This window comes from Nocardia sp. CA-151230 (assembly GCF_050942175.1).
Classification (GTDB): Bacteria; Actinomycetota; Actinomycetes; order Mycobacteriales; family Mycobacteriaceae; genus Nocardia.
The window spans coordinates 4,012,779-4,027,666 of record NZ_CP192061.1 but is presented as its reverse complement, the minus strand read 5'-3'; the positions used below and the strand labels follow the sequence as shown (position 1 = coordinate 4,027,666).

Annotated in this window: 11 protein-coding genes and 2 pseudogenes; 5 read left to right on the top strand and 8 right to left on the bottom strand. The window is 64.6% G+C overall.

Features of this window, described 5'->3' with window-relative positions; translation table 11 throughout:
* The first annotated feature begins 103 nt into the window (after nucleotides 1-103).
* A complete protein-coding gene (locus ACQP1O_RS18850) occupies nucleotides 104-520 on the top strand; it encodes a hypothetical protein (RefSeq protein WP_433567054.1) in 417 nt (138 codons plus the stop codon).
* On the opposite strand, the pseudogene ACQP1O_RS18845 reads toward ACQP1O_RS18850, so the two are convergent.
* From ACQP1O_RS18845 to ACQP1O_RS18825, 5 genes and pseudogenes are all read right to left on the bottom strand, one after another.
* A pseudogene (locus tag ACQP1O_RS18845) lies at nucleotides 503-1,892 on the bottom strand (IS630 family transposase). The gene ACQP1O_RS18850 and the pseudogene ACQP1O_RS18845 sit on opposite strands and share 18 nt — an antisense overlap.
* A 15-nt stretch (nucleotides 1,893-1,907) precedes the next feature.
* A complete protein-coding gene (locus ACQP1O_RS18840; RefSeq protein ID WP_433567053.1) occupies nucleotides 1,908-2,468 on the bottom strand; it encodes a hypothetical protein in 561 nt (186 codons plus the stop codon).
* 688 nt (nucleotides 2,469-3,156) lie between these two features.
* The gene (locus ACQP1O_RS18835) at nucleotides 3,157-3,321 is read right to left on the bottom strand and encodes a hypothetical protein (protein WP_433567052.1); all 165 of its coding nucleotides are present in this window, start codon (nucleotides 3,319-3,321) and stop codon (nucleotides 3,157-3,159) included.
* Nucleotides 3,322-4,775: 1,454 nt separating this feature from the next.
* Nucleotides 4,776-5,450, bottom strand: coding sequence for a trypsin-like peptidase domain-containing protein (locus ACQP1O_RS18830; RefSeq protein WP_433567723.1), 675 nt, complete (start codon nucleotides 5,448-5,450; stop codon nucleotides 4,776-4,778).
* A gap of 823 nt (nucleotides 5,451-6,273) precedes the next feature.
* Entirely contained in the window at nucleotides 6,274-7,218 is a 945-nt protein-coding gene (locus ACQP1O_RS18825) for an NADP-dependent oxidoreductase (protein WP_433567051.1), read from the bottom strand.
* Nucleotides 7,219-7,668: 450 nt separating this feature from the next.
* On the opposite strand from ACQP1O_RS18825, the pseudogene ACQP1O_RS18820 reads away from it, so the two are divergent.
* Both ACQP1O_RS18820 and ACQP1O_RS18815 read left to right on the top strand, forming a co-directional pair.
* A pseudogene (locus ACQP1O_RS18820) lies at nucleotides 7,669-8,291 on the top strand (recombinase family protein).
* A gap of 635 nt (nucleotides 8,292-8,926) precedes the next feature.
* Complete coding sequence (locus tag ACQP1O_RS18815; RefSeq protein ID WP_433567050.1) at nucleotides 8,927-9,922, top strand: patatin-like phospholipase family protein; 996 nt, start codon at nucleotides 8,927-8,929, stop codon at nucleotides 9,920-9,922.
* A gap of 424 nt (nucleotides 9,923-10,346) precedes the next feature.
* On the opposite strand, the gene ACQP1O_RS18810 is transcribed toward ACQP1O_RS18815, so the two are convergent.
* Nucleotides 10,347-10,760, bottom strand: coding sequence for a hypothetical protein (locus tag ACQP1O_RS18810; RefSeq protein WP_433567049.1), 414 nt, complete (start codon nucleotides 10,758-10,760; stop codon nucleotides 10,347-10,349).
* Nucleotides 10,761-11,177: 417 nt separating this feature from the next.
* On the opposite strand from ACQP1O_RS18810, the gene ACQP1O_RS18805 reads away from it, so the two are divergent.
* Nucleotides 11,178-11,507 carry a hypothetical protein gene (locus ACQP1O_RS18805; protein WP_433567048.1) on the top strand — a complete coding sequence of 110 codons (330 nt, stop codon included), beginning with the start codon at nucleotides 11,178-11,180 and terminating at the stop codon, nucleotides 11,505-11,507.
* Nucleotides 11,504-11,698, top strand: coding sequence for a hypothetical protein (locus ACQP1O_RS18800; RefSeq protein WP_433567047.1), 195 nt, complete (start codon nucleotides 11,504-11,506; stop codon nucleotides 11,696-11,698). The genes ACQP1O_RS18805 and ACQP1O_RS18800 overlap by 4 nt, the downstream gene beginning before the upstream one ends.
* Nucleotides 11,699-12,518: 820 nt before the next feature.
* Here the strand turns inward: ACQP1O_RS18800 and ACQP1O_RS18795 are convergent.
* Both ACQP1O_RS18795 and ACQP1O_RS18790 read right to left on the bottom strand, forming a co-directional pair.
* Nucleotides 12,519-13,256: a hypothetical protein gene (locus tag ACQP1O_RS18795; protein ID WP_433567046.1), complete on the bottom strand. Its 738-nt coding sequence runs from the start codon at nucleotides 13,254-13,256 to the stop codon at nucleotides 12,519-12,521.
* 416 nt (nucleotides 13,257-13,672) lie between these two features.
* The gene (locus tag ACQP1O_RS18790; RefSeq protein ID WP_433567045.1) at nucleotides 13,673-14,758 is read right to left on the bottom strand and encodes a CaiB/BaiF CoA transferase family protein; all 1,086 of its coding nucleotides are present in this window, start codon (nucleotides 14,756-14,758) and stop codon (nucleotides 13,673-13,675) included.
* Between the last annotated feature and the right edge of the window lie 130 nt (nucleotides 14,759-14,888).

Genomic DNA, 14,888 nt, shown 5'->3' with positions numbered 1-14,888 from the left:
CTCATGATGCAGTCACCTCACAGACCGGGCGTACCCGCCATCTCCAGGATGAAACGGCGCCAGCTACCCGTGAGCGCGACCCACTAAACTCGACCGCCGACGAATGCTGCAGCTTCCACTGTTCGAACCGAGCTCGGTTTCGTCGTTGGCCACGGCGCGTTCGGACTTCTCCTTGGGCCCGAAGGATTTTCGCGCTTTCGCTGGGGCGAAGGCGCCGATCACCAGGACCATGGGGCCGCCGATCAGCACGATCGCGCACAGCCGGGTCGGCAGGTTCGAGTGGGTGGACCTGGCTGGACGTTATTCCAAACGCACTGACCTGCAGAAACTCGAATCCGCCCGCGCCAAAATCGATACCGGACGGCCCTCGACACTCCCTCGCCAACGGAAGAAGCGCTCCGCCACGAAGCCTCGCGAACCGCGCCGAATTGAGCGGCGGCTCACCTCCACGACGGTCGACGAACTGATCCAGGCATACGCCGACGGCAGTTCTACCGCGCAGCTAGTGTCCTGCGTCTGAAATTGCCCCTGTATCTTGATGATTGGTTGTTTTCGGGTTGATCTTGGCGAGGTAGTCGGCGAGGGATTGAAGGATCTCGTCGGCGGTTTTGGTCCAGGTGAACGGTCGCGGGTTGACGTTCCAGGTCTGGATCCAGGCGGTGATGTCGTCTTCGAGGCCCTCGACCGAGGTGTGGACGCCGCGTCGGATGAGTTTGTCGGTGAGCAGGCCGAACCAGCGTTCGACCTGGTTCATTCACGATGATCCGGTCGGGGTGAAGTGGATGCGGAAGCGGGGATGCCGGGCCAGCCATGCTTCGACCTCGGCGGTGTTGTGGGGTGGCGTAGTTGTCGCACACCAGGTGCACGTCGAGTTCTCGGGGCACCGCTTTGTCGATCGTGACCAGGAATTTCTTGAACTCAGCGGCGCGGTGGCGCCGGTGTAGTGCGCTGATGACGGTACCGTCGGCGATGTTGAACGCGGCGAACAGGCTGGTGATGCCGTGCCGCAGGTAGTCGTGGGTGCGGCGTTCGGGCATGCCGGGCAGCACCGGCTGGGACCGGTCCAGTGCCTGGATCCGGCTCTCCTCGTCGACGCACAGCACGATCGCCTTCTCGGGCGGATTGTCGTACAGGCCAACGACATCCACCACTTTCTCCACGAACAGTGGATCGGTGGACAGTTCGAACGAGTCCTGCAAGTGCGGTTTCAGATCGAACTTGCGCCAGATCCGGCCGATCGTCGACTTCGACAGTCCGGTCCGCTCCGCCATCGACGCGCGCGACCAGTGAGTGTCCTTGCCCGGGGCCGATTCCAGCGTTGCCACGATCACGTCCTCGACCTGGTCGAGCAGGATCGACGGCGGCCGGCCGGGCCGCAGCTCGTCCTGCAGGCCGTCCAGGCGGCCGGCGATGAACCGAACCCGCCACCGGTCCACAGTCGATTCGTCGACCCCGAGATCGGCCGCAGCCTGCTTGTTCGTGCCGCCCTCGGCGCAACGCAGCACGATCTTGGCTCGCATCGCCAGGTACTGCGCGATTTTCGCCCGCCGCGCCCACGACACCAGCTGAGCGCGTTCGGCTTCGCTCAACACCAGATCGGCTTTCGGCCGCCCGCTACGGCCCGCATCCTCGAGCCCGTCGAGGCGGTCCGCGGCGAACTTCCGCCGCCATTTCGCCACCGTTGCCACCGCGACACCCAAAGTCCTTGCCGCACCGGCGTTCGACTCGCCGTCCGCGCAGGCCAGCACGATCCGAGCCCGCTCCGACGCACGCACGTCCGGCCACCCGGACCTGCACAGCAACTCGGCACGCTCAGCGTCGGACAACACGATCACCACAGCAGACGGTCCACGATGAGCCACAAGAACAAAATGCCAACTTACAGGCGCAATTTCAGACGCATGACACTAGTCTTGCGGAGTCCAAGTCCTCTCGATGAGCTCGTAAACACTTCTTGCGTGTTCGATCATCTCGAACGCCGGAAGCGGGCTTGCGCCTATCCACAAGACGGTGGACCACCGAGGATCGAAGAAGCTGATCGCAGCGAACGAAATGGTGCCGTCACCTCCGGAACGTTCTGTGATAGACAAATGTTCGAGGGTGCGCGGATTGAACGTCTGCACCTTGTATCCGAAAAGGCGTGAAATGATTATTATCCGCCTGTTCGACACACCGTAGAAGGTGCGCGCCCGACGCTGGGCGTCGACAATAAAACGCCCCAACAGGAGATAGAGACCGGCTATGACGAACACACCTTCCCACAGCAGGGATAAGGGAGATGCACCCTCGGCCACGTCACTGATTACGAAGAACACCGCCAAGCCACAAAAGACGAGACCGAACGGAAACATGAACGCATCCCATGCATGAAGCGCCAGCCCTCGCCTCGGCCGTCCGGTCCACAGCATATTCTCGCCCGGGCCGAGAATTCGGCCGATCTCACTCTGAGCAATACTTTCATCGTTCATGATTCACCGCCCTTGATCTTTTCATATGTCGGTTTGCATCTGGATTTTGAGCGGCACATGCCAAATGCTGCAGAGGATTCCCATCGTGCCATAGCCAACGAAGAGGGATCCGTACGCCGACTTGCGACAATGTTTGCTGAAGACGGAAACTTCGTGAGTGAGGAGCACCCTTCTGGTCGGGAAGTGTAACGCCGTATCCGGTGTTGACGGTGGACGGTGATCGTGTCGCAGGCCGGGGGCGGTGCTGATGTTGCGCAACGCTGAGCGGGTCGGCCTGGTCAGGGGCTTGTCGAAGGTGTTGGCTGGCGCCGTGGCGTAAGCGGTTCGCGACACACGATCCGCAACGCCCGCCTCTGTCTTCCTACTGCCGTCCCATGAGTACGTCGTATTTCGCTGGGCAGCAGATGATCTCGACAACGCAAAACGCCCGAACCGATCGCAAGCTCGGGCGTTCATCGTGCCTATCTTCATGGTGGCGCTCAGCCGTCCCGCTGTCTCCGGTTGATGTGCTCATTCCAGTTGTCGTTCGCGGACCCCTCCGGCGCGGGGTCGAATGACTCGCTCATGCTCATTGCCTCCCCGCTGTCGGTGGGATCGGTTGGCCGATGCCGCGGGCCAGCGCACCGCGCAGACACACACGGCGAAAGGCAGACCCGTGGTGACCGCCACCCAAAGAGGTTCGAGCCGTTCACGTTAGCTGCCGCCTCTTCGACGTGGCGACGGCTCGTCCGCGCTCGCTGATGCGCCATCGTCGCCGGCGATAGGTCGCGATGACCAGCCCGCGCGATTCCAGCTGTATCAGCGCGTCCATGTTGGAGGCGTAGACGGTGTGGGTGCCGGGGTCGACCGCCACAACCTCGCCCTATCGACCCGGCCTGATGAATCGGTGTCCTGAATCGGCCGGCGGCTCGGGGTCTCACGGTCCACGATCTACAAGAGCGTCCCCGAGATCGGCGCGGGCCGAAACCAACTCGGTGCCGGGGAGGATCCGCCGCTGACGGAAGTGGGCGGGTACGACTGCCGTCCCGCGCACTCAAGGTTAGGGCTACCCGAGGCTGGCAGTAGACCGAGAGGCCGTGTAGCAACTCAATTCTGGACTGACGCCGCTTGCGCAGATGGAAGGCCGCCCGCCTACAGGCCGAGCTGCAGTACTTTCGCGGGCGTCCTGTCTGCATGCAGGGTCCTGTTCGACCGGCGAACCAGCGTGTCGGCGCGTCAGCGGGTGCGGGCGCGCGGGACCCTCTAGCGTCGGGTCAGGAAGGGGATGCGGCAGCGGCCGCCTGACTGGGCTCGGTGTTCGACGGCGAGGAGTGCAGGCTTGAACACGTTTTGGGATTACGCAGGCGGACTGCTTTTAGGGATAGCCATCACGGTGGTCTTCTGGCTGATGGTCTGGATCGCGGTCTCGGTCGCTCGTGTCCGGTCGGGAGGGCGGTCCCGGTTGGGCCGCGTCAATGTCTTCGAAGCGACGCTAGGGAGATTGCCACAGCGGCGGGGTTGGAGGCGACAAGTACTCGGCCTGATGTTGCTCGTCTATGTCCCCATCGTGGCTTGTGGGGTGGTGTTAGAGGTTCTCGGAGTGATCCCCGAGTGGGGGTTTATGGCGATCGTCGTTGGTGGCGCCGGCGTGGCAGGGACCGTGTCCCGTGTGCGGTTCCTGGTGCGTGCGTCGACGTCCAATGAGTAGCGTCGCGTGGCGTCATCTCGTAACCGCGCTACTGCAGTCCTGCTTTCCGACAGGCGGGTTTATCTCACTGTCCGAAGAACTTCCGGCACCTCATATACGGTGTGGGTGCCGGGGTCGACTGCCACACCCTCTGGCCCCTTGCCGTCCGGGATGGTGGCGGTACCGTGTGGGCGGAAGCGACGATCACCGACACCGAATTGTCGTCCCTGTTGACGGTGTAGACGGTGTGCGTGCCCGGGTCCACCGCCAGATAGATCGACCCGTTGCCGACGGGGATGGTAGCCGTGACGGTTGTGTCCTTTGTCAGGTTGCCGACACTCTCGGACAGTTCCAATAGGCGATCCCCCGCCTGCGGCGGCTACCAGGAGCACCTCCGAGCGCGCACCGCGAAAGTCGAGGCCACGGCCGAGTGCCCTTCGAGCCGTCGCCCCCACCATACCCAGACGGGTTGCTGCGAACGTCGATCCGGTCTCCGGCCAGGGCCGGCCTGCCGCATTGCGCCGTGACCGGTCCGGCCGTGCAGCCGAACGCCCCCGAACACGGATCGGGGCGGTGACTTGAGTTTTTCGCACTCGAATCACCGCCCCGCACAACCACTTTCAGGCGAACACGCTCGGGCATCAGATCGGGTAGTACCCCGCGCCAACCCCGGCGCGCGCATTCATATCGTTGACGATCGCCGACATGTTGGGGCCGACTTCGGGACCGAAGCAGGCCGCGACCAGGTAGGCGCGCACCATGGCGACCAGCGTCGTACCGACCACCACGGGCCCACCGGAGTCGCCCTCGGCAACGCATATCTGGGTATAGGTATTGCCGGTCTGGAAGTCGCCCCAGGTGATTCCGCAGGTGTTGCCGGTTGTGCGGCCTTGCTTACAGCTGGTCATCGGGAACGTCGCGGGCGCGCCGATCCCGGTGATCGTCGTGTTGCCGATCCGGTTGACCGGAATGATGCTGCCCTCATCGAACTGGATGACCGCATAGTCCAGGGCCGCGTCGGTGTCGGAGTAGACGAAATGCCCGATCACGCCGGCGCCGCGGTCCTGCTCGGCCCACACCTGGGAGCCCTGCTCGCCACAATGCCCGGCGGTCAGGCCGACCAGTCGTCCGGCCGCATCATGGCCGACGGTGGTGACGGTGCAGATTTCCGTGTTGTCGATGATGATTCCGGAACCGCCCCCAATCACCGGCGGACCGGGATCGGCCTGCACGACCCCCGCGCCAGTCCCGAGCAACGCCGCGCCCAGGGCGCCGGCGCAGGCTACCCGACCCACCTTGACGAGTTTTGTGAACATGTCCCTCCAGACGTCACAAGTCCGCACGGTATCAGCCTGGTCGTACGACATCCTGGCAGTTTTCGCCTCCGGACGCGTCCACACGGAGGCGATGTTTGCTGGATCGTTGCAGATGCGGGGCCTGAGGGTTCGCGGCGTGCGGCGGTAACACCTGGGCGCGGCGCATCGCCTATCCGGGCGTTTGCGGCCGTTGGTCTTCTTGCCCACCTGAATCGACACGATGACGCCGATCGGGATGAGCGTCACCACGTTCCGTGGACCAAACCCCGGCTCGGCGCAGTTGATCTCCGGCACGACCTCAGCGGGCTCGGGTGCTTTACCCGGCCGGGACGACTCAATTACCTACCCCAGGGCGGTTGACTGCAAGACATCGCTCCGATGGCCGGAACGGTCTCGAGGCGGAGGTCTGTGGTCACATTTGCTCAGCTCGGTGGCCTGTTGAAGCTTGCGGGTTTCGGGGATCGGTCTGGGCGGTTTAGCGTTGATCAACGGCAAACGACCGTGAGTCCGTGCAATCTTGTGGGTGAGCAGGGATGCTGACATGAGCGAGCCGGCATACAGATCGCGGGTCGGTACCCGTTTCGGGTGCTACCAGCTGCGGATCGACGCCCGCGGCCGGATAACTCGACGACGAAGGAATCGGCGACATGAACTCCCCTATGCAGATGTTGTGTCAATGGATGTGCAGCCTGATGGGCGGCTGCCCGATGATGGGGCAACCTACGTGACACGTTCCTCGCCCACCGTAGGTTGCTCGGTCGGGACCTGCCGGTGAGCTGACGCCCTGATCCAGCCTTCAGCCCACAACCCTAGATCGCGTTCCTCACGGACGAACGCGGATGACCGTCTTCCCCTTGCGTCGCTTGGTCGGGTTGAAGGCGGCGACGGCGTCGTCGAGGGTCGCGACTGTGCCGATGTTCGTCCGCACTCGTCCGTCGCGCACCCGCTGGGCGATCTCACCGAGTTGGGTGCGGTCGGATACGACGACGAAGTCGATCGCCAGTCCGTGGGCGGGCCGAGCCTCGGGCGGCCCGGTGACGGTCACCAGCGTTCCTCCGGATCGAACGAGATCCGCGGACCGCTTCTGGGTGTCTCCGCCGATGACATCGAAGACCAGATCGACTCCGCCGATGTCTTCCAGAGAGTCGTTCTGAAGGTCGACGAACTCGTGCGCCCCGAAGTCGAGCGCGGTCTGCCGGCTGGCCGCGCGCCCGGTGCCGATAACGTAGGCGCCGGCCTCACGTGCGAGCTGGGTTGCCATCGACCCGACTACGCCGGCCGCACCGTGCACGAGGACGCTCTGCCCCGCCTGAAGACGGCCGTGCTCGAACAGCCCCTGCCAGGCGGTCAAGCCCGCCATCGTGACGCCCGCGCCCACCGTGAAGTCGATGTCGCCCGGCAGCGGCGCGAGATTACGCGCTTCGACGACTACGTACTCCGCCAGCGTGCCGTCGCGAGTCCAGTCGGTGAGCCCGAATACCCGTTGTCCCACCGACAGGCCGGTTGTGCCGTAGCCGAGAGCGCTGACCACTCCGGCCAGCTCATGCCCGGGGATCGACGGTGTCCGGTCCCGGCCGAGCCGATCGATCCAGGTCGAGGGCCACTCCAACTCATCCCCAGTGAATCCCGACGCATGAACCTCGACGACGACATCGCCGTAGCTCGCGCCCGAGAGGCTAGCGAACCTCGCCGCATCCGGCTCGGGCCGCTCCACCAACGTCATCCCGCCCGTTCCGGCGGCCTGGTCCGTCACCACGATCGCCTTCATGTGAATACCTCCCTGTGTCCAGGCCGTGCGGCCACGTGGTCGGGAAGATCCGGAAGAACCGAACTTGCAGCAGACACCCCGCAGCGCGACATCGTGCGAACTGCACATCACACGCGAGGGCGCAGCCCATGCTACCTGCGCCGATAGGCCTGCGGACACGACTGGAGCACCAAGTAGGGACCGCCGATAGCTGACGTGGTCCGGCGCAGCGGAAATGGAGGCGTGACCGCGGCCGGGTCGACCGAACTGACACCATCACCACCGACGTCGTCGAAACCGCCCGCAGCACCCCTCGTCATCGGTGCCACCTGACGCTGCGAGAACACCGCCATCTACCGCTGCGAGTCACAGAAGTCGGTTCCCGAATTTCCTGACACATGTGCGATAGGCCCTCGAAGTTCAGCTTGACAGTTTGGGCGTGAGACACGGCCGGTACTGCAGGTCGGCTAAATCCGGGTGAGTTCGGTCGATCAGAGCATCGTGCGCCAGCTCGACGGGATCGAGGTCGAACGCACCTTCACCGACAAGGCGTCGGGCAAGGACACCACACGGCAGCAGCTCGACGAGACGCTGGCCTTCGTCCGCGACGGCGACACCGTCCTCGTGCACTCGATGGACCGACTCGCCCGCAACCTCGACGACCTGCGCCGCCTGGTCCGGTTGCTCAGCGGAACGGGCGTGCGAGTGGAGTTCGTGATACAGAACCTGACCTTCACCTGCGAGGACTCGCCGATCGCGACCCTGTTGCTGTCGTGATGGGTGCTTTCGCCGAGTTCGAACGCGCGCTGATCCTCGAACGCCAGCGTGAGGGCATCGCCGCGGCCAAGGTCCGCGGCGCCTACACCGGCCGCAAGCCCGCCCTGACCGACGCCCAGGCCGGGCGGCTACGCAAGCGTGCCACGGCAGGTGAGTCGAAGTCGTTGCCGGCCAAGGAATTCGGCATCTGCCGCGAAACCGATACAGCTACCTGCGCGCCGACACCGTCACCGCAGGTCGCGGAACACCAGCACAGAGGCGATTGCATCGTATGCACGTTTCAGCTGATGCAATCAGCGCCTGGGACCGCAGCATGAGCCGTGCCCGACCCTGTCCGCATCCGAGTGTTGAACTCGCAGGTCAGGCCCACTTCGTTGGTTTCTCCGTGAAAGCTACCGCAACCTCAAATCGTGACCGTTCAATGCGCCCCCATCGACAAGATCCTCGCTATCGTCGACCAGACCGACCCACCCACCGAGGCAGAGCAGCAGGATGCAGAAGGCGATGGGAAGGTCGTTGCGAGGCTTGGATAGGGCGTCGATGGCGATGTGTTTGCGCACGATGGACTGTTGGCTTTCGTAGGGAGGTTCGGTAATGCCACCTCGGTCCAACCGCGATCGCCACCTGTCCGCCGGGTCCGGGCACCCCGGGCCGGTGCGCGTGCACCGAGTGCAGCAGCACCGCGGCTTCGAAGGGCAGGTGCACCTGGCGGCTGTACTCGACGGCATCGTGACTGAGATGTTCGGACTGGACGACCGGACACTCGGCGGGACCAACGGCGCCAGCGGCGACACGCAGATGCTCCGTCTGGATGACGCGTCAGCAAAGCGTTCCCGTACCACTGCGACCCTCCGGTGATCATGTACTGGGTCTACAGGCTGCACAGTCTGCGCAATCGCGTCGCTCACCTCGAGCCACTGTGCGACACCGATCGAGACGGCAGGAATGCGCCGTGACCGAGGCCGATCAGGTGCTGCGGGCCGACCTTGTCCTCGAGGGTGGCGGCGTCAAGGGCGTCGGACTCGTCGGGGCTGCCGTGGCGCTGACCGAAGCCGGATACACCCCGCACAGGGTGTCGGGCACCTCAGCCGGCGCGGTCGTCGGATCGATCGTTGCCGCCGGGCTGACCGGCCAGGCGCTGAAAGACGTCGCGCTGAGCCTGGACTACCGAAAGTTCCTCGACCCGACGCCGCTGGGGCGGATCCCATTCGCCGGACCGGCCCTGGCACTTCAACTGGGCAACGGCATCTTCAAGGGCGACTACGCCCACGACTGGGTCCGCAGTCAGCTGGCCGACCTGAACGTCCACACCTTCGGTGACCTGAAGATCAACGATGAGGACCTGCCGCCCGAGCGCCGATACAAGCTGGTCGTCACCGTTTCCGACGTCACGCTGGGCCAGCTGGTGCGGCTGCCCTGGGACTACCGATCCGTCTACGGCCTGGACCCCGACGAGCAGTCGGTGGCAGACGCAGTCCGCGCGTCGATGTCCATCCCCTTCTTCTTCCGACCGGTCCCGCTGGAAAACACCACGACGAAGGTGGCCTCGACGCTGCTGGACGGCGGACTGCTGTCGAACTTCCCGATCGACTCGCTCGACCGCACCGACGGAAAGCCCCCGCGCTGGCCCACCTTCGGCGTCACGCTGCTGCCCAACCTGCCCGCCGGTGACGACAAGGTCATACCGCTGCTGCGGTTGCCGCAACCGGGGGCACTGCACCTACTGGAGCAGATGATCTCCACCATCCTGGTCGGCCGGGATCAGACCTACCTCAACCAGCCCTGGGTCGCTGCCCGCGTTATCCGGGTCGACTCGACCAAGGTCGGCGTCGTCGACTTCGAGATCACCCCGGCCGAAACCCGGGCGCTCTACAGCAACGGCTACCAGGCCGCGCTCACCTTCCTGTCGACCTGGAACTGGCAGGACTACCTCAAACGGTTCCGGTGACCAGACACCAACACCGCGCTGACGACCACCGTGTCGACGAGCCCTCAGCTATCCGGCGATTCCACCGATCATGCCGACCCGACATCTTCATTGCGCGCCTGCGCGTTCTGCTGGACACGCCCACAGACGTACTCCTCACCGCAGCGGCACCCTCGGCCGGTGGCCGACACCGACTCGCAGAGCCCAGAGTCCGAACAAATCAATAAATGCATATATCTCCAGAACTCGGTATAGCCAGTGCGCGGCCAGAGACAGAACGAGTCTGGCCGAGCGGTAGAACCGCACACGGCCGTACTGGTACTGCCCCACCGGTAGACATCATCTAACGCCACTACAGCCAGCCTTGAACCGGCCCGCGCTGGAAACCTCCGCGGCGCGTGAGCCGTGCCCACCTCGGGTCGAGTCGCCGGCGGGAGCCTACATATCAGCGCGGCGAGTCGGAGATATCCAGGCCGGCCGCACGAAGATGACGGCGCAGTTCGCGAGCATTGAGGTCGGCCAGATAGCGGTTGTATGCGTCCATCGCGGGATCGGGGTCATCAGGGCCGTTCGAACGCAGCGGCAGCAGTTCGCTCGTGATTTCGCGAGTCACTTTGTCCTGGAACCGATTCCGCACCGCAGTAGCGGAATCTCGTTCCAGCTGCCGGAATCGGACCCACCCCCACGCCAGAAACCCGACGAACAACGGCCACAACAGCAGGTATCCGATGTTGTTGTCGATCGAGTCCCAGGCCGGTCCATGGCTCCACGCACGCCACCCGAACGCCACCATCGTCAGTACGCCCAGCGACACCACGGCCAGGACTGTTCCACTCCGCTTGTCCAGCACGTCGGCCATAGTAACCGCCTCCTACTACAGGGCGTAATACGCGCGGTTCCGGCGTGCCCGCCGTCTCGGCGGCGTCGTTGCCATAGCCCTGACCGGTCGCCGAGTATCTCTACGACGGATCAGCCCAACCACACTCAAGTCGACATTGCTGTGCACTGATGAGGTTCGGTCGGGGGCTCAGATGACCTCTGCCCGTTGATCTTCCACGCACCCGCTCTGGCCGGTTCGGTCAGCGCGGTATGCGGCATCATGGCGAGTTCGGATGCGCGCGTGGACCGTAATGCACCCAGTACTTGACCCTGGCATATACGCTGCAATTGCGATGCCTTGCGCTGCAGTCGATCTCGATCGTCCGGCGCCGCCAAGTGGACCCTGTGGTGACCATGGACAACCCGCCTCGGCTTGCCGTGGACTTACGATCGGGCCATGGACCGTGACGCACCTCTGACCAGAAGTTCCTTCCGCACACTGCATCCGATCGTCACGCCCCAGCCGCTTTCACAGCTGCCCGATCGTGTCTGGACTGTGGCCGAGTGGGACCGCATCCGGAGGGGCTACCGGTCGCGGAGCATGGACGAGAAGTGGAACATCTTCGCCGAAGACGACATTGTCTTCATGCACCGCAGTTGGACCGGTCACGGGATATACGAGGTGTCGTTCTCCCCGCTAGCCGCCAGCGGCCGAGCAATCACCTCGGCTGCCGTTGAGACGGATCCCAACGGTACCGGCGGACGAGCGACGACTATGACCGCGTGATGATCGAGCTGATCATCAGCGGCGTCGTTCTCGGCGAACCCGCCCTCGAGCTACGGGCCGCATTTGCCGCCGCCATTGCGGAATCGCGCTCGGGCGCCACTGACGTCAGCCAACAGGTGACGCAGCACAGCGTTCTGGGGGCCCGCCCTGACCGCACGCACAATGAGCAACTCGGTGCGGACCCCGACTGACAGCTCGATCGACACGGTAGGCGATTGGAACGCTATGCATTCGGCAAGAGCGGACGTTCGGCCGGCGCTGGATGCCTTCGGCCCGTTGCTCTTCCGAGGGGCCTCGCTAGGCCGGTTCGGTCAGCGCGGTATGCGGCATACTGCGTCACACGAGTATTGGAAGCAACCAGCCTGGCAGGCCAGTTCGACCTCTGCGCTCCCCGGTCCACCGCACCCGCCGCCCGGACGTGACCCGGCCGGATCGGGAGTACTGACACGTCAGTCCGTCGGGACAGCCCTGACGGCACTGCACCATGGTGCGGATCGCGGACATCGGGGCCCACGACCGTGTACCGGTCCCCCGCCACGCCGAGACACGAACCCCCACCGCCACCTTGCTCGCCATGCCGGCCAATGCGAGACCCGCCAGGGCGTGGCCGGCAGCCGCTTCGGATCGCATACGATTGCTCTCGCCTTCGCCTGCCTCTCAGAGGCCCTGAACGGCACAGTATTCGGCACCGTGCCAGTCGAATGGCGTTGCGTGTCCGGTGAGAGGTTCCGGTGGGAATCGCGCGGAAACAACGACAATCGCTGTACCAGCAGCGACGTTGGGCTGCCGGTGTAGTAGATGACAATGTTGCGATGCGCCTGCACGCATGTCCGGATTGCGGTGTCCGACGGATGGGCGCGGGCAGGCGCATCGACCCCCTGAGTGATGGAGCTGGCAGGTATTCGGTTCTGCGGCAGGCCCGGACGCTGACGACATGGGGCGCGGCCCTGACCGATCGTGCCGACTACTCGGTCCGCAACGATTGGTCGGTTCGACGACGTCCTGTGTTGTCTACGAGGTGTGGAGGTCCTCGCGGGCCTGGTCGACGAATCGTTCGAGAAGCTTGTACAGCTTGTCCACGTCGCCGTTGATCGTGGTGACGAGCGCGGCGGACTCTCGGTCCATTCCTGCGTCGTCGTTCTCACCTGCCCCTCCGGGTGTGATGTAGCGCAGCGTGTAGGCGGCGACTTCGTTCACGAGAGGCACCGCGAGGGTGTTCTTGTAGTCGGCGATGACGGTCTGCATGCCGTCGGTCCCGGCGACGGCCACGACGTTTTCGGCTTTGGCAGCGGCGTTGAAGGCGCCGACGAATTCTTCTACTGCTTGGTCCACGAGATGGCGGTCGTGTGGATATGTCATCAGCACTCCTTTCAGCCCGCCCATCGCTTTTCCAATGTCGCCGAGACTGCTGAGGTAGTCGGCGTATGCCTTCTGCCGGTCCGCTCGCAGTGTCGTCTCCGCGGTCAGCTGCGCGGTGCGGTCCAACTGGTTCGCGCTGACGTAGACCGCGACACCGGCCGATACGACTCCTGACAGCAGTGCCGCACTCAGCGCGGTGACGAATGCATACCGTCCGCTACGGTCTGCACCGCGGGTTTGAGGTTCACTCGGAGTGGAAGAGGTTGCGCCGCGCGGCTCATCGGCAGTCGGCGGCTGTGGCGGTTCGGCAGAGGCTGGTGATGGAGGTTGCGCCTCGTCAGTCTCGGGCTCCTCGCCCGAGGGTTGGGGAGCGCTGGGCTCAGTGCTCATAGGAACAATGGTCGCAACCGACTGCGCGGTCTCGCTGCAATACCCGATAAGAAGGCCCAGGACCGGGGCGCCCGCCATCATCGCTGGTCAAGCCATTGCCGTTGTTTTCGCACGTGTACTACCGGGACCCCGATGAAGTCGAAGCGGTTCGTTGTCGAAACTGCCGTAGCTGGAATTCGCTCGAGCGGACGCCGCGTCGAGTTTTGTCGAGTTTTGAGGAATCCACGCCGTCGACCATGTCGCCGGGTCGCGCCGATGTAGTAGTTGGACAGTGCGACGCATCAAGGCTCCTCTCTGCGTTCGTGACGCACTGTCCGCCCGATTTTCGACCGCTATGACGGCGACCCTAGAACGCTCGCATTTCCAGCATGACCAGTGTGAACAGCGTGAGCCCGGATACGGAGCACGCCCCTGTGCTACACCCAGATCTCACCGATGGGCGTGAGTTGCGCCGGAGCCGGGGTCGGTGTCGGCGGCGGGGTGCGCGAGAACCGGGGCGCGGGTGCGGGTTGCAGCATGCCGTCGACCTCGATGAGCGAGCCGCGGGCGCGCAGGTGTTCGTCCTGCGCGGCCTCGGTCCAGGTCCGGATGGGGGTGACGCAGGCGTCGACATCGTCGAAGAGCGCGGTCCATTCCGCTTGGGTCCTGGTGGCGAATTTCTCGGTGAAGACCTCGCGCAGCTCGTTCTGTCCGGCCGGATCCATTTGGTGCGGCAGCGATTCGGAGTCCAGACCGAGCACGCGCAGCAGTTCGGTGTAGAACTGCGGCTCGTACGCGCCGACCGCCACGAACTTGCCATCGGCCGTCTGATAGGTGTCGTACCAGGCCATTCCGGTGTCGAGCATGTTGGTGCCGCGCTCGTCGGACCAGCGGCCGCCCTGATGCAGGGTCCAGATCGAGTGCGCCAGTGTCAGCACGCCGTCCACCATGGCCGCGTCCACGATCTGCCCCTGCCCCGAGCGTTCGCGCTCATAGAGCGCGGTGATGATGCCGAGCACCAGGAAGACCGAGCCGCCGCCGTAGTCGCCGAGCAGGTTGATGGGCGGAAGTGGCCGTTCGCCTCTGCGCCCGATGCCGTTGAGCGCGCCGGTGAGCCCGATGTAGTTGATGTCGTGCCCGGCCCGATCGGCGCGCGGCCCGTCCTGGCCCCATCCGGTCATGCGGCCGTAGATCAGTCGCGGATTGCGTTCCAGGGCCTGCTCGGGTCCGAGCCCGAGCCGTTCCATCACGCCGGGCCGGTAGCCCTCGATGACCACGTCGGCCCTGTCGATCAGGTCCCGGACCGCGGCAATGTCGTCGGGGTCCTTGAAGTTCGCCGCCACGATGGTCCGCCCGCGCAGCTGTGCCCGCATGGGCCCGACCGCGGACCCGTCGCCGGGCCGCTGCACCCGCACCACGTCCGCGCCCAGATCGGCCAGCATCATGCCCGCGTGCGGTCCGGGCCCGATGCTCGCCAGCTCGACGATCCGCACACCCGCCAATGGTCCCTTGCTCACACTCACCCGCAATCCCCTGAGATTCCTACGAAAACGCAAAAAGTAGAACACGTTCTACAGGGGTCCGTCACCTCCGCGTCAGGCAACCCCGACAGATATCTACGAATCTCGACCACCGGAGTTCGTCTTCGGAAAA